The 24,007-nt window shown below is 64.9% G+C and carries 23 protein-coding genes; 11 read left to right on the top strand and 12 right to left on the bottom strand.

The features are described from left to right. Nucleotides 1-38: 38 nt before the first annotated feature. Entirely contained in the window at nt 39-1,199 is a 1,161-nt protein-coding gene (locus IIB36_02985) for a hypothetical protein (protein MCH7530711.1), read from the bottom strand. Nucleotides 1,200-1,407: 208 nt separating this feature from the next. Here IIB36_02985 and IIB36_02980 point away from each other — a divergent pair, with 208 nt between their 5' ends. Continuing rightward, a complete protein-coding gene (locus tag IIB36_02980; GenBank protein ID MCH7530710.1) occupies nt 1,408-2,052 on the top strand; it encodes an aquaporin family protein in 645 nt (214 codons plus the stop codon). 58 nt (nt 2,053-2,110) lie between these two features. Then, nucleotides 2,111-2,329, top strand: a complete 219-nt coding sequence (locus IIB36_02975; protein MCH7530709.1) for a HipA N-terminal domain-containing protein — start codon at nt 2,111-2,113, stop codon at nt 2,327-2,329. Between the two features lie 26 nt (nt 2,330-2,355). Here the strand turns inward: IIB36_02975 and IIB36_02970 are convergent, their stop codons facing one another. The 8 genes from IIB36_02970 to IIB36_02935 all read right to left on the bottom strand — a co-directional run bounded on the left by IIB36_02970 (nt 2,356) and on the right by IIB36_02935 (nt 10,492). Then, nucleotides 2,356-4,053 (bottom strand): cation acetate symporter, encoded by a 1,698-nt coding sequence (locus IIB36_02970; protein MCH7530708.1) that lies wholly within the window; start codon nt 4,051-4,053, stop codon nt 2,356-2,358. Continuing rightward, complete coding sequence (locus IIB36_02965; protein ID MCH7530707.1) at nt 4,050-4,331, bottom strand: DUF4212 domain-containing protein; 282 nt, start codon at nt 4,329-4,331, stop codon at nt 4,050-4,052. The genes IIB36_02970 and IIB36_02965 overlap by 4 nt, the downstream gene beginning before the upstream one ends. A gap of 136 nt (nt 4,332-4,467) precedes the next feature. Continuing rightward, complete coding sequence (locus tag IIB36_02960) at nt 4,468-5,397, bottom strand: TerB family tellurite resistance protein (protein ID MCH7530706.1); 930 nt, start codon at nt 5,395-5,397, stop codon at nt 4,468-4,470. An 87-nt stretch (nt 5,398-5,484) separates the two neighbouring features. Continuing rightward, nucleotides 5,485-6,231 (bottom strand): alpha/beta hydrolase, encoded by a 747-nt coding sequence (locus IIB36_02955; GenBank protein MCH7530705.1) that lies wholly within the window; start codon nt 6,229-6,231, stop codon nt 5,485-5,487. A gap of 129 nt (nt 6,232-6,360) precedes the next feature. Further along, on the bottom strand, nt 6,361-7,269 hold the full coding sequence (locus IIB36_02950) for a cyanophycinase (protein MCH7530704.1): 909 nt from the start codon (nt 7,267-7,269) through the stop codon (nt 6,361-6,363). 2 nt (nt 7,270-7,271) lie between these two features. Next, nucleotides 7,272-8,768: a sodium:solute symporter family protein gene (locus IIB36_02945; protein ID MCH7530703.1), complete on the bottom strand. Its 1,497-nt coding sequence runs from the start codon at nt 8,766-8,768 to the stop codon at nt 7,272-7,274. 15 nt (nt 8,769-8,783) lie between these two features. After that, entirely contained in the window at nt 8,784-9,017 is a 234-nt protein-coding gene (locus tag IIB36_02940) for a hypothetical protein (GenBank protein ID MCH7530702.1), read from the bottom strand. 227 nt (nt 9,018-9,244) lie between these two features. After that, complete coding sequence (locus tag IIB36_02935; GenBank protein MCH7530701.1) at nt 9,245-10,492, bottom strand: transposase; 1,248 nt, start codon at nt 10,490-10,492, stop codon at nt 9,245-9,247. A gap of 572 nt (nt 10,493-11,064) precedes the next feature. On the opposite strand from IIB36_02935, the gene IIB36_02930 reads away from it, so the two are divergent. Next, a complete protein-coding gene (locus IIB36_02930; GenBank protein MCH7530700.1) occupies nt 11,065-11,577 on the top strand; it encodes a hypothetical protein in 513 nt (170 codons plus the stop codon). 498 nt (nt 11,578-12,075) lie between these two features. On the opposite strand, the gene IIB36_02925 is transcribed toward IIB36_02930, so the two are convergent. The 3 genes from IIB36_02925 to IIB36_02915 are packed head-to-tail and all read right to left on the bottom strand — an operon-like array spanning nt 12,076 to nt 14,959. Beyond that, nucleotides 12,076-12,627 carry an FMN-binding protein gene (locus IIB36_02925; GenBank protein MCH7530699.1) on the bottom strand — a complete coding sequence of 184 codons (552 nt, stop codon included), beginning with the start codon at nt 12,625-12,627 and terminating at the stop codon, nt 12,076-12,078. Continuing rightward, the gene (locus tag IIB36_02920) at nt 12,624-13,907 is read right to left on the bottom strand and encodes a hypothetical protein (GenBank protein ID MCH7530698.1); all 1,284 of its coding nucleotides are present in this window, start codon (nt 13,905-13,907) and stop codon (nt 12,624-12,626) included. The genes IIB36_02925 and IIB36_02920 overlap by 4 nt, the downstream gene beginning before the upstream one ends. After that, nucleotides 13,904-14,959 carry an FAD:protein FMN transferase gene (locus IIB36_02915; GenBank protein ID MCH7530697.1) on the bottom strand — a complete coding sequence of 352 codons (1,056 nt, stop codon included), beginning with the start codon at nt 14,957-14,959 and terminating at the stop codon, nt 13,904-13,906. Before IIB36_02915 ends, IIB36_02920 begins: the two co-directional genes overlap by 4 nt. Nucleotides 14,960-15,175: 216 nt before the next feature. On the opposite strand from IIB36_02915, the gene IIB36_02910 reads away from it, so the two are divergent. The 8 genes from IIB36_02910 to queA all read left to right on the top strand — a co-directional run bounded on the left by IIB36_02910 (nt 15,176) and on the right by queA (nt 23,948). Next, a complete protein-coding gene (locus tag IIB36_02910) occupies nt 15,176-16,810 on the top strand; it encodes a peptidase dimerization domain-containing protein (protein ID MCH7530696.1) in 1,635 nt (544 codons plus the stop codon). A gap of 83 nt (nt 16,811-16,893) precedes the next feature. Then, nucleotides 16,894-18,426 (top strand): amidase, encoded by a 1,533-nt coding sequence (locus tag IIB36_02905; protein MCH7530695.1) that lies wholly within the window; start codon nt 16,894-16,896, stop codon nt 18,424-18,426. Between the two features lie 76 nt (nt 18,427-18,502). Then, nucleotides 18,503-19,825 carry a DUF481 domain-containing protein gene (locus IIB36_02900; protein ID MCH7530694.1) on the top strand — a complete coding sequence of 441 codons (1,323 nt, stop codon included), beginning with the start codon at nt 18,503-18,505 and terminating at the stop codon, nt 19,823-19,825. A gap of 109 nt (nt 19,826-19,934) precedes the next feature. Then, the gene (locus IIB36_02895) at nt 19,935-20,681 is read left to right on the top strand and encodes a YebC/PmpR family DNA-binding transcriptional regulator (GenBank protein ID MCH7530693.1); all 747 of its coding nucleotides are present in this window, start codon (nt 19,935-19,937) and stop codon (nt 20,679-20,681) included. 22 nt (nt 20,682-20,703) lie between these two features. After that, the gene (gene ruvC / locus IIB36_02890) at nt 20,704-21,213 is read left to right on the top strand and encodes a crossover junction endodeoxyribonuclease RuvC (protein MCH7530692.1); all 510 of its coding nucleotides are present in this window, start codon (nt 20,704-20,706) and stop codon (nt 21,211-21,213) included. Beyond that, entirely contained in the window at nt 21,210-21,794 is a 585-nt protein-coding gene (gene ruvA / locus IIB36_02885; protein ID MCH7530691.1) for a Holliday junction branch migration protein RuvA, read from the top strand. The genes ruvC and ruvA overlap by 4 nt, the downstream gene beginning before the upstream one ends. Before the next feature lie 44 nt (nt 21,795-21,838). Next, complete coding sequence (gene ruvB / locus IIB36_02880) at nt 21,839-22,882, top strand: Holliday junction branch migration DNA helicase RuvB (GenBank protein ID MCH7530690.1); 1,044 nt, start codon at nt 21,839-21,841, stop codon at nt 22,880-22,882. Nucleotide 22,883: 1 nt separating this feature from the next. Further along, a complete protein-coding gene (queA, locus tag IIB36_02875; GenBank protein ID MCH7530689.1) occupies nt 22,884-23,948 on the top strand; it encodes a tRNA preQ1(34) S-adenosylmethionine ribosyltransferase-isomerase QueA in 1,065 nt (354 codons plus the stop codon). Nucleotides 23,949-24,007: the final 59 nt, after the last annotated feature.

Below are 24,007 nucleotides of genomic sequence, written 5' to 3'. Positions count from 1 at the left end.
CCCGTGCCAATCCCAACTCGGCCACATCGCCGCCGGGCCTAGGTCGACGGCAACGCGTACCTCTCCAGGTAGTTCAGGTCGAACTCGTCGTAGGTGACCACGTACACCGAGTTGCTTCCAAACCCGATGACCCGCTTGCCGTGATCGAGCGTGACCGTACCGGTCAGGGAGCCGGCCCGGTCGAAGAGATCGTACGTCGTGGGCTCACCCGCATCCACGTGTCGCTGGACCCAGGCTCGGTTGAGCGGATCGACGATCACCCTACCACCGTACACGGGCGGCTTCCGGTCCGGCCACTCGTATTGGTCGATCTCGCGCCGGCCACCCACCCCACGCTGGAAGCTCATCTGCATGACGCCGTTATTGATCATGACCTGCATTCCAACGCCACCACCACTCCGGCTCTGCGCCGCGACGTACTCCTCCTTTTCGGCTGTGCCGATCCGCACGGGATCGAACGGCTGCGGGGCGCCACGAACCACTGTGCCATCCGCGCTCACCCAATCGATGTGGTAGTCGAGCGTGCGCGCCACCACGACCGAGCCGTCGGCCGCGACGCCCCACGCGTCCTGAGGCGAGAGCGGGATCGGGCTGATAGAGACGCTGCGGTTGTTCGCGCCACCGGACTCGGTCCGCCTCCGTTCCTGGCGTTTCACCATCGCGACGGTGTCGACGCCTTGCCCCGTGCTGGAGATGCGAAGAATGGCCGCGGAGTCGGGAGTCGGTCCACTGAAACCCATTCCAACTGCCTCCGCATAGATATTCCCTTCCCCGTCCACGCCGCGTGGCATCGCGAGCACCAGCGGACTGTCACTACCGGGGCGGGGGTCCCCCGTCGCGATCGGCCTCGTGTCGACGAACTCGAGATCCGCATCCAGTGTGGTGAGTCGCCCGTTGCCCAGATCGACCAGCAGAGTCGAGCCGCCGGGCAGCGGCCACACCGCGTCGGGCTGTAGGTACTCTTCGGGGCCCTCCCCCTCCCGCCCGATCACGACCCGTGTGCCCGCGTTCATGTCGACCGCATACAGCGCGTTGCTCAGAGGATCGGCTACGAGCACACGCCCGTCCGGAAGCTCCCTGATGGTTTGGATCGACCCGAAATCCTCGGGAAACACCGCGGTGGGCGAGCCGAGAGACAGCTGAGCCCGCACGGGCAGAGGCGCGAGCAGGACAACGGCGGTTAGGAGGACTGAGAGCATGCGTGGGGCTGACTGAGACTGTACCATCGAGTGTATCGCTCCGATCGAGGGGCGGTGACAGAAACTACGGGTGTAGATGCAGGAGGGGACCCCAGCGGTTGCCTCCGCGCGGAGGTTGCCTGACGCGCACGACTTCGAGGACCACGCTCCCGCAATCTCAGATGCCGGCATACTATGCTGCGTAACGTATCCCCGACCCCACGGACCCATGGCCCGCTATCTGACTGAACTGATCGGTACGTTCTTTCTCGTCTTCACGATCGGGATGACCGCCGTGGCGGGATTGGCGGCGGCTCCCATCGCGATCGGCTGCACGCTCATGGTGATGGTCTACATGGGTGGTCACGTCTCCGGAGCGCATTACAACCCGGCGGTGAGCGTGGCGATCTTCCTGAGGGGAAAGCTCGAGGGGTCCGAGCTCGTGCCCTATATCGCCGCGCAGATCCTCGGCTCCTGGCTTGCCGGGGGAGCCGTTCTTGTGATCACGGGGTCGACCTTCGCGCCGGCACCCGGCACCGATTACGGCACGCTTTCCGTCTTGATGGCCGAAGTCCTGGTCACGTTCGCGCTGGTGCTCGTGATCTTGAACGTGGCGACAGCCAAAGCGACGGAGGGGAATTCTTACTACGGTCTTGCCATCGGCTTCACGGTGCTCGCGGGCGTCTACGCGGTCGGACCGGTCTCGGGTGGCGCGTTCAACCCGGCGGTCGGCATCGGACCGATCATCGTAGACTTGCTCGCCGGGGACGGTTCGATGGGTAACCTGTGGTTCTACATCGTCGGCCCCCTGGCCGGCGCCTCGCTGGCGGTCCCGGTCTTCCGGATGCAGAACCCCGAAGGCTCGGAAGGCTGATCGCAACAGCTGGCGCTCCCCCGACCGCGAGTTCGCGCTCTTCTTCTATGGCTGGCCCGTGGGAATGCTCGCTACACGCGGGAACGGGGAGTTTCGATTCGTCTACGACCGAGACTGGACGATCCCTCTTTCCGGACAGTTGCCGATTCACCCGGAGGGGATCGCTTCCTACGAAGGACCCGCTATGCCCGCCTTCTTCGAGAATCTACTTCCGGAGGGATGGACCGAGCGGGTCGTTCTACGCCACTCGGAGAGATCGTATTCTGGGCGCAGGTGAGGCTGAAGCGCGCCTTCCCACCTGCGCTAGGCGCTGGCCTCGCCGGCCCCACTCCTCGGTACTCGGATCGACTCCACGAGGCGCTGCACGTGCGCAGGTGGCTCGGGCGTGAAGCGCGAAACGGTCATCGTCACCGCGAAGTTGAGCAACATGCCCACGGTGCCGATACCCTGCGGACTGATCCCGAGCCACCAGTTGTCGGCGTTACTGAGCTCGGGATGCATCAACGTGAACCAGACGATGTAGGTCCCCGTGAGCGCGATGCCCGAAACCATGCCGAGAATCGCGCCTTCCCGCGTCGTGCGCTTCGAGAAGATGCCCAGGATGATGACCGGGAAGAAGGACGACGCCGCCAGGCCGAACGCGAACGCGACCACCTGCGCGACGTAGCCGGGTGGATGCACCCCCAGATAGCCCGCGACGAGCACGGCGGCTCCCGCCGCGATGCGCGCGGCGAGGAGTTCTCCACGCTCGCTGATATCCGGCATCAGAGACCGCTTCAGCAGGTCGTGACTGATCGCTGACGACACGACCAACAACAGACCGGCCGCGGTCGAGAGCGCAGCCGCCAGGCCACCCGCCGCGACGAGTCCGATCACCCAATTGGGCAACTCCGCGATCTCGGGGTTCGCGAGCACCATGATGTCATTGTCTACGAAGAGCTCGTTCGTCAACGGGGAGTCGGGCCCGACGAACTGGATCAGGCCGTCCCCGTTGGCGTCTTCGAACCTGAGCAGGCCCGTCTCCTCCCACTTGGTGAACCACTCCGGAACCTCCGAATACGGGGTTTCAGACACGCTGTTGATGAGGTTGGTGCGCGCGAACACTGCGATCGCCGGGGCGGTCGTATAGAGCAGCGAAATGAAGACGAGCGCCCAACCAACCGAGAGGCGAGCGTCCCTCACGCGGGGCACCGTGTAGAAACGAATGATGACGTGCGGTAGGCCGGCCGTGCCGACCATGAGCGCCGTCGTAATGAAGAAAACGTCCAGCATGGACTTCGTTCCCGACGTGTACTCCGCGAAGCCCAACTCCTGGTGGAGGCCGTTCAGGCGCTCCAGCAATGGAATTCCCGACGCCTGATCGACTCCCCCGAACCCCAGCTGCGGAATCGGGTTGCCGGTAACCATGATCGACAGGAAAATCGCCGGCACCATATACGCGAAGATCAACACACAGTACTGAGCGACCTGCGTGTAGGTGATCCCCTTCATGCCTCCGAGCACGGCGTAGAAGAAGACGACCGCCATGCCGATGTACACGCCGGTGTTCACATCCACTTCGAGGAATCGCCCGAAGACGATGCCGACGCCCCGCATCTGGCCGGAGACGTAAGTGAACGAGATGAAGATCGCGCACACGACCGCGACGATGCGCGCGGTCTGTGAGTAGTAGCGGTCGCCCACGAAGTCCGGAACGGTGAACGCCCCGAACTTGCGCAGGTACGGCGCCAGCAGCAGCGCCAGCAGTACGTATCCCCCCGTCCATCCCATGAGATAGACGGAGCCATCGTACCCCATGAAAGAGATCAGACCCGCCATCGAGATGAAGGATGCGGCGCTCATCCAATCGGCGGCGGTCGCCATGCCGTTCGCGAGCGGAGACACGCTCGTCCCCGCCACGTAGAAGTCCTTGGTGGAGGAGGCGCGGGACCAGACGGCGATGCCGATGTAGAGCGTGAACGAGGCCGCGACGAGCGCGAGGGTCCATTGCTGAGCGGTCACGTGTCGTCCCTCTCGCCCACGTCGAACTCCGTGTCGAGCCGGTTCATGAGCCTCACATAGACGAAGATCAGAACCACGAAGACGTAGATCGCACCCTGCTGCGCGAACCAGAAGCCAAGCGGGAACGCAGTGCCGGGCACGGTGATCGTGTTCAGCGGCTCGACGAGAAAGATGCCGAAGCCAAAAGACACCAGAAACCAGACGGCGAGCAGGATTCCGACGTAGCGGATGTTGCGCCGCCAGTACTCCGCGTGGCGGGCATTGTTCTCGTCGGCCATGGGTCCTCTGGTATCGGGAGTTTCTCGGCGGGGCAGACTAGCCGGCTCAGTGGGCCCCGTCCATCTCCCCTGCCTCAATGGGCACGGTCAGGCGCTTGGCAGAGGGCATGTGCCTGGCGCGGCCTGGAGATCCAACTCATGGGTCCACCGTAGCGGTAAAGAGTCCCAGCGCGATGTACTTGTCGCACACGGCTTCGGCGTACCTCGAGGAAAAAAAGCGGCCGGCAGAAAAAACCGTACCGCCTCGAGCACTCTTGGATTCGACACCCGGCAGCAACGACCGGACGGCATCGATCTGCTCGTCGCTCTGCGGCACGATCACGACCTCGTACATCGTGCGCTCACCGGCCGAGCCCGAGACGTATTGCGTGATCAGTCCCGTGAGCTCCTCGAGCACGAGCTCCTCCTCCGTTGAGACGTGCGCGTCGGCTTGCACGAACAGATGCAGAACGTCCAGCAGTTCCTCCGCCTGCTCGGGCGGCGGTGACACCTGGAGGTATGCGACCACGTGCTCCCGGAGTGCGACGATGTCGCCCTGCTCCTCCACGTCCCCCTCCCGCAGTGACGGAGGATCGACGCGCCACCGGCGCGCGAACTGCTCGATCATCTCGATCTCGCGCGTGTCCACATGCTTGTCCACCGTGGCCATCGTCTCGAAGATCCGGATGAGTTCGTTCGCTCCCTTGGGCTGCACGAGCGCCTTCACTAAATCGGCCGACTCTTTGCGCTCGAGTCGGAGCGCACCGAGTACGAGCCCCGTGAAGCCTCGGCCCCTGTACTGGCGCACGAAGAGTCCGGAGCCGATCAGGACGAAGACGATGCCCGTCCCGATGCTGATCACAATGCGGATGGCGGACGCCGGATCACGTTGGATCACGACGAAGTGGATCAGGAACGGCAAGGACGTGGCCAAACCCAAGAACGCCGCCGAAATCGAAATGCTCTCCGACACTTCCTTCACCGCACGCCTGGGCCAGAGCTTGTTCACGACGAGGTATTGGCCCACAAGGTGAGTCAGCACGCTGATCGTGAGCAGAACCTCGATGAGGCCGACGAAGACATTCATGCCAGGCTCCGGCACAGGGGGTCTACCAGCATGAGGACCTCTCTCGGGAAGCTCCGAACTTCTCTAGCGCTCGGATGACTTGGGGACTCATGCGCCGGCTGGCAAGGCGTCTTCGACGCCGGCGGCAAACGTCGAGAGCGCGTCCCAGTACGACTGGCCGGCAACCTCGGCTAGATCGTTGTGTCCCGCGTCCTCGACCCACAGTGACGAGCGCCGATGCGCTGGCAGGGCCTCGAAGAGTCGCCGCCCGTGCCACGGCGCGATCACTTCGTCCCGTTGCCCATGCACGACCAACACGGGCGCGGTCACGTCATCCAGCTTGGCGAGGCTCTCGAACTGATCGACGGGCAGAAGTCGGGCACGAGTGACGACCCGATACACTGACACGAACGAGCTCTCGATGATCAGCCCGCCAACCGGCACTCGGCTTGCGAGGTCGATCATCACGCTGCCCCCCAGCGAGCGCCCATGTGCGACGATCGCCGCCGCGTCGAGGTGCAGCTGCTCGCGCAGGTAGCGGTAGGCGGCGTCCGCGGCGGCGTATGTGCCCTCTTCGGTCGGCTTCCCCGTGCTGAGGCCGTAGCCCGGGTAGTCGAAGGAGAGGACGGAGATCCCGAGCTCTGCGTATCGCTCGGCGTGGCTGAAGCCGTCTCCAAGGTCCTCCGCGTTGCCATGCGCGAACAAGACGGTGATGGCTGCTCCGGGGGTCTTCAGGTGGAACGCCGCAATCTCGTCTCCTGTCGCGCTCTCGAGCCGAACCAGCCCCTGCGTGCCCTCATCATAGGACGGCGCGGGAGGGAAGAAGATGAGACGGTCCACGAAGCCCGCCGCCATTAGGGTTGCCACACCATACGCGAGCACCGCGAGCCCGAGGCCACGAGTAGCCAGGGAGCGCGCGCGTCTGAGGTCGAGCACTGAGGCCCCGATCCGATCCGAATCCGGCTGGGACACGTCACGGCCCCGTCAGCGGCCGCCTCCCCACGGCTTCTTCTCGACATTGTCGATGGCACGCTGCGTCGTCGCGGCCCGCGTCGCTTGCCGCGTCGCCAGGTTGAAGCGATCACCCGGTGCCAGAAAGTAGAACTTCCCGTCTGTACCCGTGGTCGCCCCGCTGTCGTAGATGATCGCGTACGACTCGCCGATGACCTGGAAATTGTCGCCTTGTACGACGATCGCCGTGTTCTCATCGAGCCCGATGCCGAGCAGCTCAGGGTGCGCCTCGATGACTTCGATCATGTCGAACTGACGGTTCCGCTTGAGCACGTGCTGGTCGATTCCCACGTTGCGCAGATAGCCGAAGCCTACCTGATGGTCACCCATCATTATGGTATTGGTGCGGGTATCGCCCCGGACCAGAAAGGAGCCCTGGATCGACGCTCCGGCGGATGACCCGCCAATCACTCCCCCTCGATCGAGAACCTTTCGGATCTCATCTTCGGTCTTCGTGCCGGCGTAGGCATCGACCAGGTGCCACTGCCGACCTCCGAAGAAGTAGACCGCGTCGGCGGTCTTGAGCGGCGCGACGAAGTCATCGCTGTCGGCAACCGAGCGATCCGTGGTATGCAGCACGGTCATGTTGCGCGCGCCGTTCTCGCGCCAACGGTTCAGACCCTGGTAGTACTGGTCGTACTCCGCGGCGCCGCCGGCCGTAGGGATCATGACAATGTGAGCATCGGGCCCACCTGCGAGCTCGATGAAGCGCCGATAGATCTCTGGAGAGCGGAGCGCGCCGCCCACGATCACCAACGAGCCGTTCTCCGGTCCCACCTCTGGCGGCGCAGACTGTTGCTGCGCGAGTGCCGGCATGGACATCGCCAGCATGAGTGTGACTACCCATGCCAACAGGCCGCCGCGAGCTGTCTTCCCGAGCATTCTCATTCCTCCGTTCCGTAGACAAAACGCTCCACTTCACCGTGGACGCGTTCTATGGTTTCCGCCGAGGGCGGCGTAGTATAGGCCGACACGTTCAACGCGACGGCGGTGTTCACCAGCAGACCCCAGAGCCCGCCGTGCATGCCGAGCGGATGCGGTGATACCACGAGTGTGACATACAACGTGACGAGCCCGGCCGCGATTCCCGCGACGACGCCCGCACGGGTCAGCGTGCGCCCGCCAGGGAAACACACGCCCAGAATCGCCGGCATCAGCTGCAGCGCCCCCGCTCCCGAAAGCGTGACGAGCACGACCAGATAGTCGAACGTACCCACCGAAAGCAGGTAGCCGATCACCAGCAGTCCGACCACGATGGCGCGACCCACGTTGATGTAGTGGCCCTGGCTCTCGTTCGGCCGGATGAAGCGCTGGTACACGTCCCGCGTGAGCACCGTCATGTTCGCGTGCAGAATCGAGTCGAGCGTCGACATCGCCGCCGCGGTCGCTCCCGCGAGAATCGCGCCGGTCAGCCACGGATTCGTGTAGGCGAAGAGCAGCTCCGGAAAGATCCGGTCCGCCTCCGCACCCTCGAGGCCGGGCATGACGAGCGCGCCGCCCAACCCGACCATCGCAGCCGGTATGTACAGCGTCATCAGATAGATGGGCGTCGTGGCACCGAGCAGCTTGATCGTCTTCCCGTCGATCGCCGTGTAGTACCGGATCATCATGTGCGGCTGGAAGACGATGCCGAACGAAAGCGTGATCGTCATCCCGATCCACATGCCCGGGGTGAAGAAGCCCTTCGGTCCCGGGAGCGAGAGCAGGTCGGGCCGCTGTTCCGAGACGGCCCGCCACAGTTCCAGCGGACCCCCGAAGAGCTCGTAGGAGAGCACGAGCGCCCCCACCCAGATCGCGACGTACATCCAGATCCCCTGCAGCACGTCGGTCCAATAGACCGCCCTGAGCCCACCGGCCATCAGGTACACCGCCGCAACGATCAGCAGGACGAGTGTGCCGGCTTCGAAGCTGATCCGGTCTCCGGACGCCACGTTTATGATGTAGCCGAGCCCCTGCGCCTGGACCTGGATGTAAAGGATCGTGAAGACCACCGAAACGACGGCAACCGTGACGCGCACGGCATCGGACTCGTAGAAGTCGGCCAGCATGTCGGCTGGCGTCATATATCCGAACGCCTTGCCCAACGCCCAGATGCGCGTGCCGATCACGTACGTGATCGCCCCTACCAGCAGCGTCCAGGTTCCCGCCGCCCAAAAGCCGACGCCGTGCGTGTAGAAGAAGCCACCGGAGCCGAGGAACGCGAACGAGGAGTGGAAGGACGCGACGACCGTCAGATAGAGGACGACGAAGCCCGCCTTCCGCCCGTAGAGCAGAAAGTCCTCCATGTCCCCGGTCATGCGCCGGTTCGCGACGATACCGAGCACGATCGTCAGCGCGAGGTATAGAACGATCATCCCCGTTGCGACGACCCATGCTTCCATCAGCTGGACCCTACGCTAGACGCCACGGCGGAACGCCCAGATGAGCACCAAGATCAACGCCGTGTACACCGCCAACAGCGCGACGTAGAAGAAGGGCAGCCCGAAGATCCACGGGTCCGCGCGGTTCAGCACGGTGTGGGTCATGGGGGGCATCGCGAGCAGAAAGAGCACCAAGAACGCGACGGTGGCGGTCCGACCATCACGAGTGCGGGGGAGGAAGTGAGATCTCGGCGGGGCGTTATCGCTCATGGCCGGCGAAGATGGGCGCTGCGGCCTTGGCGCAGCAAGGGCGGCTCGCCCGCTCGACCATGGCAGAGCGCGCCGACCTTATAGCTCCACACTCCCGAAGCGCTGCGCGACTGGACCGCCGAGCTACGCCAGCGCTTGCGAGCTACGCCAGCGCTTGCTTGACGTGGGGTCGGTAGCACTTACGCTGTACTCGTGTCTCATCAACTCCTCATCGTCGACGACGACGATCAGATCCGGACCGTGCTTTCGGAAGCGCTGGAGTCGGAAACCCTGAGTGTCCGCACCGCCGCTTCCGGAGAAGCGGCACTTGAGGCCTTGAGTGAGAGCGAGGCGGACGTCGTGCTCTCAGATGTCCGGATGCCCGGCATGAGTGGGCTCGAGTTTCTCCGGGTTCTCAAGGAACGCGACCGTAGGCCCAGCGTGATCCTGATGACCGCGTATGAGGATCTCCCTACAGTGGCCGCGGCCATGCGTGACGGAGCGGTCGAATTCCTGATCAAACCCCTCGACCTCACCCAGCTCCGGAGCACGCTCCGGCGCGTCCTCGCCGACCTCGAATCCACTGAAGGAGGGAGGAAGCGAGGTCGGGACACCACGGACCCGTCAGGAGTCGCCGAAACGGGCGCCGAGCCGCAGCTCATCGGACGCGATCCCTCCATGATCGAAGTGTTCAAGCTCGTTCGCTCGGTCTGATCGATCACGCGCAGTAGCAGCTCCACGTAATGGGTGAGCTCACTCGCCAACTCCTGCGCCTCAGAGTCTCCCAAGTGCTGAACACACAGGTAGTTGGCTGCCCGCTGGGCATAGCCTACCACCTTGTGACTCACCTTGAGCAGGTCCCGGTACGCATCCCCCCGCTTGCGCTTGCTCCCCGTGTTCTCGATCGCCAGCATGCGCCGCTTCGCTCGCCGCCTGTGGTCTGCCCAAAGCCCGAACCCGAAGCGCTTACCCGCTCGCTTCAGCAGCCGCGTCAGCACACGCACCCCGTCCCACAGCAGGTTCGAGTCCGTCGGCGCGTGGATGTTCGCCTCCACCACCGTGGCGTCGATGCGTACCTTGCGGCCCCGTTCCACGCCGCTCTCGGCTGCATGCCGCAGCACGATCCTCTGGATCCGCTCCAGCGTCTCGGGCCGTACCTTCTTCAGGTTCTCCGCCAACGCTGAACGTGAGGGTGTCGAACCCAGTGCGCCGAGGCGACAGAACGTCCGGTAACTCGCCGAGTCCGCCAAATGGTACGACAGCAGCTCGTAGCTGAACTCGTTCATCTGCTTGAGCACGAGAGCGCGCAACACCTGGTCCCCACTCATACCGCGCGCGCCCCGCTCCGGATGGCACACGCCACGCACCAGGTCTTGCTCGATCAGCTCCGCCATGTCAGGATGGCTATCCAGGATCTGGCTCATCTTCGCCAGTTCGCTAGCGTGTCTGTGCTCGATCCAAGGGCGGTCCAGTGACAGCTGTTCGTGACGGCGCATTCGGTGGTCTCCCCTGTGTGCTTGTAGGCTGTGATTAGGCATCAACAACCTACGCGCTACACATGGATAAGGCAACCCCCGGATGCGCCGTTACTCGTTGTCTCTTATGCGGTTGTGAATTTCCGGATGCGAACTAGCTAGGCCTCGAAGGGTTGGAGGTGGCGGTCGAGCGCGAAGCAGACAGGGAACTTCGGATGTTCGGCCACACGGCTGAAAGCCTTGGAGCACGTTGGATGGGTCGGAAGGGAATCGACAAGATCATTCGCATGGGGGATGGTCCCTCTCGGGGCGGTTCAATTAGCCTCGTCTTTCAGCAGGGTCTCCCCCTTCACGAACCAGGAAACAGCCGACGCCCAATGATCCCGCCCATGCTCCGCCATGGGGACCAGGACATACCGCGGCCCACGAAACCGGCACCGATGCCACCCAGCCGCCGTACCCGACAGGGCCAGCTCCCAGCCGATCTACCGACCACGCAGGTCCACGACCACACCCCTCTACCCCGTGGTCCGGCATCATCACGCGTACATCGCGCAGGACTTCGACGACTCTGATCGATCTGGTAGACGACCGTGAGGAACGACCTCGGCGCCAACCTCAGAGAGATGAGCGAGCTACCGAGCGCCAGAATGGACCAGCTCAGCGCCGAGTCAGCGTCGGCGTTCGACTATCACATCGCCCCCGATGGCGTGGAGCCTGAGCCGCTGCCCGAAGACCTCGAAGCTGCCGAGCGCAGACGCCGCGGTCGATTCCGGCGTGGACGGGACGTGCGCGCTCTCGACTACATCAATGGCCAGCGTCGCCGGCTCATCCTCATGAAGGAGATGGCCGAAGCGATGGACGGTTTCGACATGTTCGTGAGCGGCTCCGGGGCGGTCGGTCTCAAGAACGATACCGGCCACCCGGCCGTGATCGTGCCGTATGACTTCGGTGTTCGGAATCCCGACGCCGACAGCCCGACGACGATGCCGCTCACGACGACGATCGTGGGAGACCTCTTCGCTGACGATAAGATCCTGAACGTCGCACAGGCGTTTCAGTCCGAGACCGACTGGCATCTGCGCCGGCCCGCGATGGAGTACTAGCGCGGCCGGCTGTTGGGTCGGTCTCCGTCGATTCCGGCTGGGTGGGAAGCTGCAGCACGGGCAGCGCTCCCTTCCGCTGTCTCCGACGCCCGTGAAGCGCCCCTCGGTGAACGCCGATCGCCGCCGCGCCGACGACCCCGAGCACGAGGTGCGTCCAGGCCAGCACCTCGAGCGTCAGCGGCGACGTCGTCACCTGGATCAAGTATCCGCTCAGCACGAGTGGTCCGAAGACATACGACACGATCCGGCCGCTGTGCCGCCCGGTCGGGAGGCTGGACTTGAGGCTCCGCCAGATGTGCTGTGTCGTGATCAGGCCCACGGCGAAGAGCATCAGCGGGGCGCTGAGGATGTGTGCCTTGAGTGCCCAGGGCTCCAGCGGGTGGTTGATCACTGCCCACGGGTCCAGGGGCTCGAGGAAGCGCTTCATGACGAAGTAGGTGATGCCACTCACCGCTGTCACGACCGTCGAGCCGTACAGGAACCAGCGCTGGAAACCCGTCATCGCGCGTTTGCACTGAACGGGTCGATGATCGCATGGAGCGCCATCACACGACGCGTTGCGCGCGTCACCGCTCCGGAGGTCAACGTGGCCCCGGTGATGTTGGCGATCCCCCCCTTGAGAGAGAGGTCGTCATCCAGTGCGCGGCCGGCGAATTGTTGCAGCCACCCGCCCGGGGCGCGGTACTCCGGCGGCTCTCTGAAGCTGACGGTCTCGACACGAGCAAGCCGGCCATCGGTGCCGACCACGATCATCAGCACCTGCGGGAGCGTGCGCACTCGATCCGCGTCGAAGTAGGCTACGCCGGCAGGCTCTCCCCGCCGAATCGCGACGTAGTACGTCACCACCGTCGATTCCACGTCGACATCGGGGCCTGCGAGCGCTGACGCTCGTGCGAGCTGGGCTTCGTCCAGGAACGCAGTGCGCCGCTCCACTTCTGCGCCCGGGAACGCCAGAGCCAACGCCTCGTCCTGGGTCAGCGTCTGCGCGGAGACCGAGGAGGCCCACGCGACTACGGCGAGTGCGCCTGCCGCCACTCCCGTGCGCGTCAAAAAAGCCAGCCCAGCGACGCGTTCAGCTGGTTTACGCCCGTGTCCGCGGCGGTGGAATGGATCTGATACCCGAGCTTCGCGATCGCTTGCGGAATCGGCCTCCATGCCGCGCCAATCGAGGTCACGGTCAGGTCGGTCGCCGGGTTCCGAGAGAATCCCGGCGCGACCCCGCGCTGCGTGTTCACCCTCTCGTAGCGCACGTAGGGGATCAGTTGATGGGCGGACCGGGAGGCGCGCAACACGTCGTAGCCCGCCTGAACGTACCAGCCCAGCATGTCCGTTCCGATGCCTTCCGCTCCCTCCAGGCCGATGAGTGCGTTCATGGCCGCTACGTCGCTCACCTGCGCGCCGGCGACGAGCGCCCGAAGGTCCCAACCGCGTGTCTTGTAGTCGAAGTGTGCGTCCCAAATGCGGACACGACCGCCCACCGGCTGTCCATTGATCTCCCGGCCTTGAGCCGTGTCTCCGCTGTACGCCGAGAGGCCGAGAAGCAACCCGGGCATGCCGGTATAGTCCAAGCGGCCCGCGACACTCATGTCCTCGGCGAGCGCCTTGGAGCCCTTCTGGCGGCCGCCCCTAAGGCCCATGGCGCTGAACTCGGCGCCGTTGAAGGAGTTCATCAGGTAGAGGCGCCAGGAGAAAGCGTCGCCGGCACCGAAGATCCCGATGCCGTTCTCCCGCCAAGTGGTCGGGATGATCCGGCTCTCCGTGACTGGACGCTCCGTGCCGAGGAAGACGGGCGGCTCGTGCAGCTCGTTCAAGAGACCTAGCGGCGTGAGCAGCATTCCACCGCGGACCCCGATGTGGTCGGTCAACAGGTAGTCGAGGTACGCGAACTCGAGGAAGCTCTCCTTTCCGTGCTCGATCTCGAGTTCCGAATTGAAGAGCAGGCGATCATTGAACTTGTACCCGACGTACAGGATCACTCGCACCGCGTCGAACCTGTCGAGGGCGCCAGACGCGGAGCCGTCTTCCCGCTTCGCCGAGAAGTTCTCATACAGGAATTCGCCGTAGCCGCCGAGGGAGACGCCCTGGTTCACACGGTACACCTTCGAGGCGGCGGGCCCGAGGCCCTGGATCGAAGAATCCGCCTCGACGACGTCGCGGCCGAGCTGCATGCGCTCCAGCTCGCGCGTGATGGCCTCGATCCTGCGCTCCAGCGTTGCGAGGCGCACCGAGTCGGCGTCTTGTGCGTCGAGTCGTGGAGCGGGCGCGACTGATATGACTAGGGCCGCGAGTGCGATCTCCACTCGCCAAGACAACGTTTTCATGCGTTTCATCGGTGGTTTTCTTCTTGCTCTGTTCGCGTCTGCGGGTGAGGGGTCGAGGAGACGGGAGGCTCGATCAACCACCGCTCCATGCCTCGAGTCCAACTAGCGGTCAACGCTCCGCCCTCCGCCTCCAGGAAGAGCGCGTCCAACTCCGGGTAACGCTCAGCCCACGCGAGGCCTGCCTGTGGGCCCATTACATAGAGGGCGGTGGCCAGGGCATCGGCTTCGAGCGGGTCGGCGCTCACGACGGTCACACTTCCCCACGCGGGCGAAGGGTGCCCGGTCCGAGGGTCGAGGATGTGTCCCCAGCGCACGCCGTCGATCTCGATGAAGCGCTCGGATGTACCGCTCGTGGCGACCGAAACGCCGTGCACTTCGAGTCGGGCGACCGGACGTTGTCGCTCCGTAGGGTGAGCGACATACACGGACCAGGGATTATGTGCGCTCCCCTGCGCCCACAGTTGGCCGCCGAGATCGATGAGAGCCCGGTCTACATTTGCCGACTCGAGTCCACGGGCCGCTGAACGAAGTGCGGCTCCCTTTCCGAAGCCTCCCGTGTCGATCCAGGCGGCGGCCGCGTGTCGGGTGACGATACCGGTGCGCTCGTCGACTGAGATGGCGCTCGCACCCGTGGCCTTCAGTGCCGCCAGAAGCGCGTCTGCCGCCGGCACGACTCCAGCGCCGCGGAGGTCCCACGCGTCGACGAGCGCTCCGATTCGAGCGTCGAAGGCGGCCCCCGAGATGCGGGAGTATCGCTCAGCCTCGGCGAGCAAGGACACGAGCTCCGCCCCTGGGGCGATCGGTCTCCCGACGTCCGCGGTGTTGACCGCGTGCATTTCGCTCCGCGGATCCCAGGTGCTCAAGATGCGCTCGAGCCGTTCGACCTCACGGATGACGTTCTCGGTGGCCTGGCTCGCCTCGGCCACCGAGGCGGCTTCCACGACCACTCCGAGTCTCGTGCCCATCACCCATGCCTCTCGCGAGACTAGCTGTGACGAGTCGCTCGGGGCGGCCTGCATGGAGGCGACGAGCGCCAAGGCCGAGAAAAGGGGGGGAGCCACCGAAGATTCCCGCATGGTTGCGAGTGAGAGTCGTTCTCAACTACTGCCGCCTCATACTACCCGATCCCTTATAACCATTCAAGGGAGGAGCTGAGGTTGGCGGCCATCGGGCGACGGGGATTGCACCCCGGCCGGTGATGGGGCATCCTGCAGCCCCTGACACCGATGTTGGTCGGGTGCCCTTCGCTGGTCCTCAACTCACGTACGGAGCTTCCCATGCGCCGATTGATTCTTCTCGCGCTCTTCGGGGCCGTGACGACTGCCAACGCCGCTGACGTCACGGCGCAGGCCGACTCCCGCCTCTCGGCGCTCAAGGACGAAGCAGAGCAGATGGTCCAGGACCGAGCCCAGCTCGTCCAGCAGATCATCGATCATCTCTTCTCGTTCGGTGAGCTCGGGATGCAGGAGTTCGAGAGCCAGCGCTACTTGACCGAGCTACTCGAGGCGGAGGGCTTCGAGATCGAGCTGGGCATCGCAGGCATACCGAGCGCGTGGACAGCTCGATGGTCGAACGGCACGGGCTCGCCGGTGATCGCGATGGGCTCGGACGTCGACGGCATCCCGCAGTCGAACCAGAAGCCGGGCGTGGCGTACCGCGACCCGATCATTCCCATGGCGCCGGGGCACGGCGAGGGGCACAACTCGGGTCAGGCGGTAAACATCGTCAGCGCTCTAGTCGTGAAGGAGCTGATGGAGCGGGAGAACATCGACGGGACGCTGCTGCTCTGGCCGGGCGTCGCGGAGGAGTTGGTTGCGTCGAAAGCGTTTTTTGTCCGCGAAGGCGTCTTCGACGGCGTCGATGTGAACCTCTTCACGCACGTGTCAAACGGCTTCGGCATGAGCTGGGGGCAGGCCGGAGGAAACGCGCTCTGGTCGGTTCAGTTCCGCTTCACGGGTGAAAGCGCTCACTCGGCGGGGTCACCGTGGCGGGGCCGCTCCGCGCTCGATGCCATTATGCTCATGGGGCAGGCGTGGGAGTTCAAGCGCGAGCACCTGCGGCCGGCGGCGCGGTCGCACTACATCATCGTCGAGGGTGGCGACCAGCCCAACGTGGTGCCTCAAACCGCGACGATCTGGTTCTACTTCCGGGAGCGTGACTACGAGCTCACCAAGGAGCAATACGACGCGGCGGTCCTGATGGCCCAGGGCGCGGCCCTCATGACGGGCACCCAGGTCGACACGATCATGACGGTCGGATCGGCGTGGGGTCGGCACTTCAGCAAGCCGGTCGCGGAGGTCACCTACGCCAATATCGAGCGCGTAGGCATGCCGGAGTGGAGCGACGACGACCGGCGCTTCGCCGAGGCGTTCCAGGCCGAGATGGGGGTTGACATCACCGGCCTTCCGGACACGATCGGCTCTCTTCGTGGTCCGGTCGACCTGTCGCGATCCCTCGGCGGCGGCTCGGACGACATCGGCGACGTTTCCTGGAACATGCCCACCGTGACGCTCCGCTATCCGTCGAACATGAGTGGCGGTCCCGGACACAACTGGGCGAACGGAATCGCGATGGCGACCCCGATCGCGCACAAGGGTGGAGTCGCGGGCGCGAAGGTCCAGGCTCTGACACTGCTCGACCTCTTTCTCGATGGGGAGACCGTCGAAGCCGCCTGGGACTACTTCAACGACGTACAGACCGTTGAAACGGAATACATTCCGTTCATCGCGCCGACGGACCAACCTGCGATCTGGCTTAACGAGGACAAGATGGCGCGGTGGCGCCCCCTGATGCGTCCCTTCTACTTCGACGCGACGCGCTTCGACACGTATCTCGAGCAGCTCGGGATCGAGTATCCGACGATTCGCACCCGGCCGATCTCCGAGGATGGCGAGGGGCAGGACGGGGGCTGAGCTTGCGGACCATGCGTCGGTGGCTTTGGGCTGGGGCGATGTGTTGGTGCCCCTCTGTTGCGAGCGCCCAAGCGATCGACGTCGTGGAACTCACCGTCGACCAGATCCAGGCCGCATACGCCGACGGGGAATACACTGCGGTAGAGCTCACGCGCGCATTCCTCGATCGCATCGAACAGTACGAGGACCACTACAACGCGTTCATCTCGATGAACCCCGACGCGTTGCTCATCGCTGCCGATCTGGACGAGCTGTACGCTTCCACTGGGCCCGTGGGCCCGCTGCACGGCGTGCCCGTCGTCATCAAGGACAACATCGACCAGGCCGGACGAGTCACGACGGCGGGCTTCGAAGGCTTCAGCAGCGCGACCGGTGGCGTCGACATGATCCCGGACGACAACGCCGCCGTCGTCGACCGCCTCCGGGCCGCCGGCGCGATCATACTCGGAAAGACCAACCTGCCCGATTTCGCGGGCCATGGGACGCGCACCGAGAGCACCGTCGCCGGGGTGACGCTCAACCCGTACAACGTGGACAAGGTGCCCGGTGGGTCGAGCGGTGGGACCGCGACCGCGGTCAACGCCAGCTTCGCGGTGCTCGGGCTCGGGACCGAGACGGGTGGTTCGCTGCAAAACCCGGCTTCGGCTCAAGGGCTGGTCGCGGTGAAGGCCACATACGGTCTCGCTCCTATCGAGGGCATCGTGCCGGTGAGCGGGACATACGTAGACGTGGTAGGCCCGCTGGCTCGCACGGTGCGCGATGCAGCCCGGACGCTCGATGTGATCGCGGGTCCGACGCCCGAGGATCCCGCGACGTACGCTGCGGTGGGTCACATGCCCGAGGGTGGCTATCTCGCTGCGCTCGACAGTGCGACGCTCGAGGGCAAGCGCTTCGGGCTCGTGGGTCCTGGCTGGCGCAGCCAGTGGCTCCCACTCGATCCGCTGACCGAGGCCGAGTACCGGGACGCGATCGCCACGCTGGAAAGTCTTGGTGCCGAGGTCGTGGAGGATCCGTTCGAGGGCAGCGGCTTCATCGAGCTGTATGGCGAGCGCGGCCGGGTCCCTTCGCAGCGCGCATACGACATGCTCGTCTATATGCAGGGCCTGGGGCCGAACGCTCCGTTCGATAGCGTCGAGGAATGGGAGGCTCTGAGCGGCCGGGAGTTCCGGTGGGGACGTAGGCGCGGTGGGCGTGGCGGGCGTGGCGGGCGCGGCCCCGCGCCGCCTGCGAGGCCGAGTGCGACCGAGGCCGGGGATGCCTTCCAGGCGTGGCGTATGCGGATGCGTGAGCTGTATCGCGGCGTGCTCGAAGAGCACGATCTGGACGGGCTCTTCTTCCCCCAGGCGGGCGCGCCGAACCGTGATTTGATTGAAGATCCGGAGCGTCCGGATTACAAGCCGAACAACTGGCCGGAGCTGCCCAGCAACATCATCAACCACTTGGGCGTACCGGTCGTGACGGTGCCGTACAGCTACTACGAGGACGGTACGCCGTTCGTGCTCGCGTTCATCGGGGATCTGTGGACCGAGGCCGAGTTGCTCGGCTACGCGTATGTGCTGGAGCAAGCGACGAAGGCGCGGGTTCCTCCTCGCTTGTCGGTGACACCTCGGGGTTAGCATTCGTTTTCAACAGAACCACCCCTTTGCCGTGTCCCGGTGTCGTCGGGTGCCCCCCCAATTCACGAATGCACAGATGCGCCTTTCCCATAAACTCCTGTTGCTCCCGTTCGCGCTCGTCTTCGCACCGATCGTCGGGGCGGTGGCCCAGGAAAGCAACGGCTACAGCCGTCCGAACGTCTTTTTCGACTGCGATGGACGGAACTGCAACGACCAGTACTACCGCACTGAGATCGACTGGGTGAACTGGGTCCGGGACCGGGAGGTGGCGGACGTGCACGTCATCATGACGAGCCTCACCACCGGCTCGGGTGGACGAGAGTACCGTCTCGATTTCCTGGGCCACGGCTCGCAGGATGGGTACGAAGACACGCACCTCTTCCAGACGCTCTCCACGGACACGGACCGTGAGCAGCTCGACCAGATCTCGCACATGCTGGGCATCGGGTTGGCACTCTTCGCGAACACGGCGGGGTATCGCGGGCTCGTGACGCTCACGCGCCCCGATCCCGAAAGCGCGGGGCAGGGGCAGCGACTCGTGTCCCGGGACGAGGTAGACGATCCGTGGAACCTGTGGGCCTTCCGTATCAGCGGGAGCGCAAATCTGGACGGTGAGTCCACACGCAGCACTACACGTGTCACCGGGAGCCTCTCGGCGAGCCGCGTGACTCCGACTTGGAAGATCAATCTACGCGGAAACGTCAACCACAACCGGGTAGACATCGAACTGGACGACGGCGACTTCCTCGATGTGCGAACCGACTACGGCTTCAACCCTCTCGTCGTCTATTCGATCGCCGACCACTGGTCCGTCGGCTTCGAGGGCACTGCCGGGCGAAGTACCCGGACCAATCAAGACTTCAGGGCCGAGCTCACGCCTGGCGTAGAGTACAGCGTTTTCCCGTACGACGAGGCGACGAGGCGCTCGTTCACGTTCTACTACAAGATCGGGCCCGGGTACCGCAACTACTTCGAGACGACCTTGCTCGGCGAGGACTCGGAGACACGATTCGAGCAGTCGCTTCAGATTCAGTTCTCCCAGCGTCAGACCTGGGGCGATGCCTCTTTCAGCATCAGGGGCTCGCACTACCTGCACGACTTCGAGCGCAACAACCTCTCCCTGCGCGGCGATATCGACTTCCGCATCGTGCGCGGCCTCAGCGTGAACGCGCGTGGGGACGTAGCGTGGGTCGACGACCAGATCTACCTGTCGGCCGGTGGCACGACGGACGAGGAGGCTCTGCTCCGGCTTCGCCAGCGGGCTACGTCGTTCAACTACGGTCTCCAGGTCGGCTTCTCCATTCAGTTCGGCTCGATCTTCAACAACGTCGTGAACAACCGCTTCCGCCGCGCCGGTTTTGGGGGCTTTGGTGGCGGAGGCTTCGGCAGGGGGCGCTAGAAGGGCCGGCGTGTGGGTCGCCACGGCCGCACGATTGATCCGCCACCACACCACGGCGTACTTTTGAGCCCCGAACCGATGCACCGAATGCAGGACAAGGGGAGGACTCGTGTCCGGCCATAACAAGTGGTCCAAGATCAAGCGCAAGAAGGGCGCCAACGACGCAAAGCGCGGGGCCCTCTTCACCAAGCTCATCCGAGAGATCACCGTCGCGGCGCGCGAGGGCGGCGGTGACCCCGAGTACAACGCGCGCCTCCGGCTCGCAGTCGACACCGCGAAGTCCAACTCCATGCCTGCCGACAACATCGAGCGGGCGATCAAGAAAGGCACGGGCGAGCTCGAGGGCGTGAGCTACGAGGAGATCACTTACGAGGGTTACGGCCCTGGCGGTGTGGCGCTCTTCATCGAGTGTCTCACGGACAACACCAACCGGACGGTCGCGGACGTGCGCCACGCGCTGGCGAAGTTCGACGGCAGCCTCGGGACCGACGGGTCGGTCGCCTGGCAGTTCGAGCGGAAGGGCGTGTTTACCATCGACGCCTCTCGCTACAGCGAGGACTCGGTTTTCGAGGCGGCGATCGATGCGGGCGCGGAGGATGTAGCGGACTATGGCGACGAGTTCGTCGTCACGGCTGAGCCCGCCGACTTCATGAGAGTTCAGGCCGGCCTCGAGAAGGCCGGAATCGAAATCACCTCGGCCGAGCTCACACGGATCGCGAAGAACGAGATGGCGGTGACCGGCAAAGATGCCGTTAGGCTGCTGAAGCTGCTCCACTGGCTCGACGATCTCGACGACGTGCAAAAGGTTCATTCCAACGCCGATATCGACGAGGCGGTTCTCGCCGAGGCGATGTGACGCGGGCGGAGCCCACGTACACGTGACGGACGGACGCAGCTCGGAAGAAGTCATCATCCTCGGCATCGACCCAGGTACGGCGGCCACAGGGTACGGCGTCGTCGCGCGCCGAAGTGGCGGCGCCGTCTCGCTGGTGGAGTGCGGGGTCATCCGGACGTCCACCAAGGAGACCCTCGCGAACCGGATTCGTGAGATCTTCGAGGGCGTCGCCGGCCTCATCGAGCGACACGAACCTTTCGCGGTATCGGTCGAGAACGTCTTCCACGGCAAGAACGCGCAGAGCGCGCTCAAGCTCGGGCACGTGCGCGGGGTGATCCTGCTGGCCGCGGCCCTGCGTCAAATCCCGATCGCCGAGTACGCTCCTCGGCAGATCAAGAAGGCAGTGGTCGGTTCCGGCAACGCTTCCAAGGAGCAGGTCGGATTCATGGTGAAGCAGCAGCTCCGATTGAAAGATGCGCCGACTCCGGCTGATGCGGCGGATGGGGTCGCGGCCGCGCTGTGCCACGCTCTGATGGGGAGCTTCCCCACATGATCTCGCGCCTGCACGGGACTTTGCTCGCCCGTGACACCGGCCGGATCGAGCTCGAGACCCGGGGTGGCGTGGTTTACGAGGTCGAGGTGCCGCTCACCGTGCTCCAGCGGCTCCCCGGACCGGGTGCCGCGCTGGAGCTGAGAACGCTTCAGGTCGTGACCGACACTTCGGTCGCGCTCTACGGCTTCATCGAGGCGCACGAGCGCACGCTGTTCCAGCGCTTGCTCACGGCGTCCGGAGTCGGGGCCAAGGTCGCGCTCGCGATGATGTCGACGTACTCGGCGGAGCGGCTGGTTCGTGCGCTCGTCGAGAAGGATACGGCTGCGCTTCAGCAGATCAGCGGCATCGGCAAGAAGAGGGCCGAGAAGATCGCGCTGGAGCTCGCCGACAGGGTCACCGACCTCGCGATCGCGACTCCGAGTACGCCCGGGCAGATGGGTGGAGCGCGAGAGGCAGTGCAGGCGCTCGTGGCGCTCGGCTACTCCTTCACCGATGCGGATCAAGCGGTGCGCAACGTGCTCGAGAGCGGCGCCCCCGACTCGACCGAGGACCTGATCCGACAGGCACTGGCGAAGGGCTGAGGCGGTCGCGTCACGCCCGCGACCGACACCTTACATTCCCTGCCATGACCGAGCACACCCACATCACCACCCCGGAGACGCTCGCGGACGACAAGCAGGCGGAGCCGACGCTTCGTCCGCACCGACTCGACGAGTTCATCGGGCAGACCAAGGTGCGCGAGGCGCTTTCGATCGCGATCCAGGCCGCGAAGCAGCGTCGCGAAGAGCTTGATCATCTTCTGTTTCACGGCCCACCGGGACTGGGCAAGACCACGCTCGCGGCGCTCATCGCCCGCGAGATGGGCGTGAACATCAAGACGACGTCCGGCCCGGTGCTCGAGAAGCCGGCCGACCTGGTAAGCATCCTCACCAATCAGCGTGCGGGGGACATCCTCTTCATCGACGAGATCCACCGCCTTCGTCCTATCATCGAGGAGTTCCTCTACCCGGCGATGGAGGATTGGCACATCGACATCCGACTGTCCGACGGTCCCAAGGCCCAGACGATGACGATGAAGATCGAGAAGTTCACTCTGGTGGGCGCGACGACCCGGTTCGGCCGGCTCACGGCACCGATGCGGGCCCGCTTCGGCATCGTGCAGCGCCTCAACTACTACCCGCCCGACGAGCTCACCACGATCGTGCAGCGCAGCGCGAAAATCCTCGGCATCGACGTGTCCGACGACGGGGCCGCCGAGCTCGCGAAGCGCGCGCGCGGCACCCCCCGAGTCGCCAATCGCCTGCTCCGCCGCGTCCGGGATTTCGCGCAGGTCAGGGCGGATAGCCGCATCGACCTGGGCGTCGCGCAGGACGCGCTGCGCATGCTCGACGTCGACGAGTATGGTCTCGACGAGATGGATGCGCGTGTGTTGAAGACGCTCATCGAGAAATTCGAGGGGGGGCCGGTCGGGTTGAGCTCGCTCGCGGTCGCGATGGGGGAAGATGCGACGACGCTCGAGGAGGTGTACGAGCCGTTCCTGATCATGGAGGGCTTCCTGATGCGCACGCCTCAGGGTAGGGTCGCGACGCCGCGTGCGTTCCGCCGGTTCGGGTACACGATTCCCGACGGGCAAAAGAGTCCGCAGGGCACGCTCTTCGTCGAAGAATAGCTTGCGTCGCCGCGACGGCTCACTCGTCTCTGATTACGAGTACGAGCTTCCCGCTGAGCGGATCGCGAGGTATCCCGCCGTGCGAAGGGACGAGAGTCGGCTTCTCGTCGTTCCACCGGGTCCGGCCCGCCTACAGCACCACCGCTTCCGCGACGTGGTCGACCTCTTCGAGTCCGGTGACGTGCTGGTCGTCAACGAGAGCAAAGTGCTACCGGTTCGCCTCTTGGGGCGGAAGCCCACCGGTGCGCCCGCGGAGATCCTCCTCGTGCGTCCTGGACGCGAAATGAACGATCCTTACGTGTGGGAGGCGCTGGTGCGGCCCGGCGGCAAGCTCAAGCCCGGGCGTACGGTCGTGATCGCGGACGACTTGGCGGTGGAGATCGTGGATTCGGCTCCGGGCGGTGGGCGTCTCGTGCGCCTCATCACCGCGGGCTCCGTTACGGAGGCGCTGGAGCGTCACGGACACGTGCCGCTGCCTCCCTACATCGACCGAGACGATGAGCCGCTCGATCGCGAACGTTACCAGACCGTGTACGCGCGCGAAGCGGGCTCGGTCGCCGCGCCCACGGCGGGTCTCCACTTCACCGACGAGCTATTGAGCGCGCTCGATGCCAAGGGGATTTCCTGGGCGGCGATTACGCTGCACATCGGCGTCGGTACGTTTCGGCCCGTCGAGGCGGACGATCCAGCGCTGCACGACATGCACCACGAGCGCTACGTGGTCTCCGACGCTGCCGCCCGGAGCATCAACAGTGCGCGGGTGGCGGGCGGGAGGGTGTGGGCGGTTGGGACGACCACGGTTCGAACCCTCGAGTCGGTCGCTTCGGCCGACGGCGTCGTCTCGGCTGGCAGCGGGTCGACGGAGCTGTTCATTCGCCCGCCCTACGCGTTCAAGGTCGTCGACTGCCTGCTCACGAACTTTCATCTGCCGCGGTCGACGTTGCTGATGCTGGTCGCCGCGCTCGGCGGGTACGAGCGCACGATGGCCGCCTACGCGGAGGCGATCCAGGGCCCGTACCGCTTCTACTCGTACGGCGACGCGATGGCTGTGGTGCGTCGGCCGTAGCTCGATCCGGCTCTCGGCGTACATTTCCCGGATCAACCTGCTTCCTGCCACCCGACTTG

This window comes from Gemmatimonadota bacterium, assembly GCA_022560615.1.
Taxonomy (GTDB): Bacteria; Gemmatimonadota; Gemmatimonadetes; order Longimicrobiales; family Gaopeijiaceae; genus UBA1138.
The sequence above is the reverse complement of the archived record's forward strand: the minus strand, read 5'-3'. Positions and strand labels throughout refer to the sequence as shown.

Excerpts from the sequence above, each read along its gene's own strand:
- IIB36_02985 (MCH7530711.1), bottom strand. The coding sequence starts at position 1,199 with ATGCTCTCAGTCCTCCTAACCGCCGTTGTCCTGCTCGCGCCTCTGCCC.
- IIB36_02980 (MCH7530710.1), top strand. The coding sequence starts at position 1,408 with ATGGCCCGCTATCTGACTGAACTGATCGGTACGTTCTTTCTCGTCTTC.
- IIB36_02965 (MCH7530707.1), bottom strand. The coding sequence starts at position 4,331 with ATGGCCGACGAGAACAATGCCCGCCACGCGGAGTACTGGCGGCGCAAC.
- IIB36_02960 (MCH7530706.1), bottom strand. The coding sequence starts at position 5,397 with ATGAATGTCTTCGTCGGCCTCATCGAGGTTCTGCTCACGATCAGCGTG.
- IIB36_02955 (MCH7530705.1), bottom strand. The coding sequence starts at position 6,231 with ATGGCGGCGGGCTTCGTGGACCGTCTCATCTTCTTCCCTCCCGCGCCG.
- IIB36_02950 (MCH7530704.1), bottom strand. The coding sequence starts at position 7,269 with ATGCTCGGGAAGACAGCTCGCGGCGGCCTGTTGGCATGGGTAGTCACA.
- IIB36_02945 (MCH7530703.1), bottom strand. The coding sequence starts at position 8,768 with ATGGAAGCATGGGTCGTCGCAACGGGGATGATCGTTCTATACCTCGCG.
- IIB36_02940 (MCH7530702.1), bottom strand. The coding sequence starts at position 9,017 with ATGAGCGATAACGCCCCGCCGAGATCTCACTTCCTCCCCCGCACTCGT.
- IIB36_02935 (MCH7530701.1), bottom strand. The coding sequence starts at position 10,492 with ATGCGCCGTCACGAACAGCTGTCACTGGACCGCCCTTGGATCGAGCAC.
- IIB36_02920 (MCH7530698.1), bottom strand. The coding sequence starts at position 13,907 with ATGAAACGCATGAAAACGTTGTCTTGGCGAGTGGAGATCGCACTCGCG.
- IIB36_02910 (MCH7530696.1), top strand. The coding sequence starts at position 15,176 with ATGCGCCGATTGATTCTTCTCGCGCTCTTCGGGGCCGTGACGACTGCC.
- IIB36_02900 (MCH7530694.1), top strand. The coding sequence starts at position 18,503 with ATGCGCCTTTCCCATAAACTCCTGTTGCTCCCGTTCGCGCTCGTCTTC.
- ruvA (MCH7530691.1), top strand. The coding sequence starts at position 21,210 with ATGATCTCGCGCCTGCACGGGACTTTGCTCGCCCGTGACACCGGCCGG.
- ruvB (MCH7530690.1), top strand. The coding sequence starts at position 21,839 with ATGACCGAGCACACCCACATCACCACCCCGGAGACGCTCGCGGACGAC.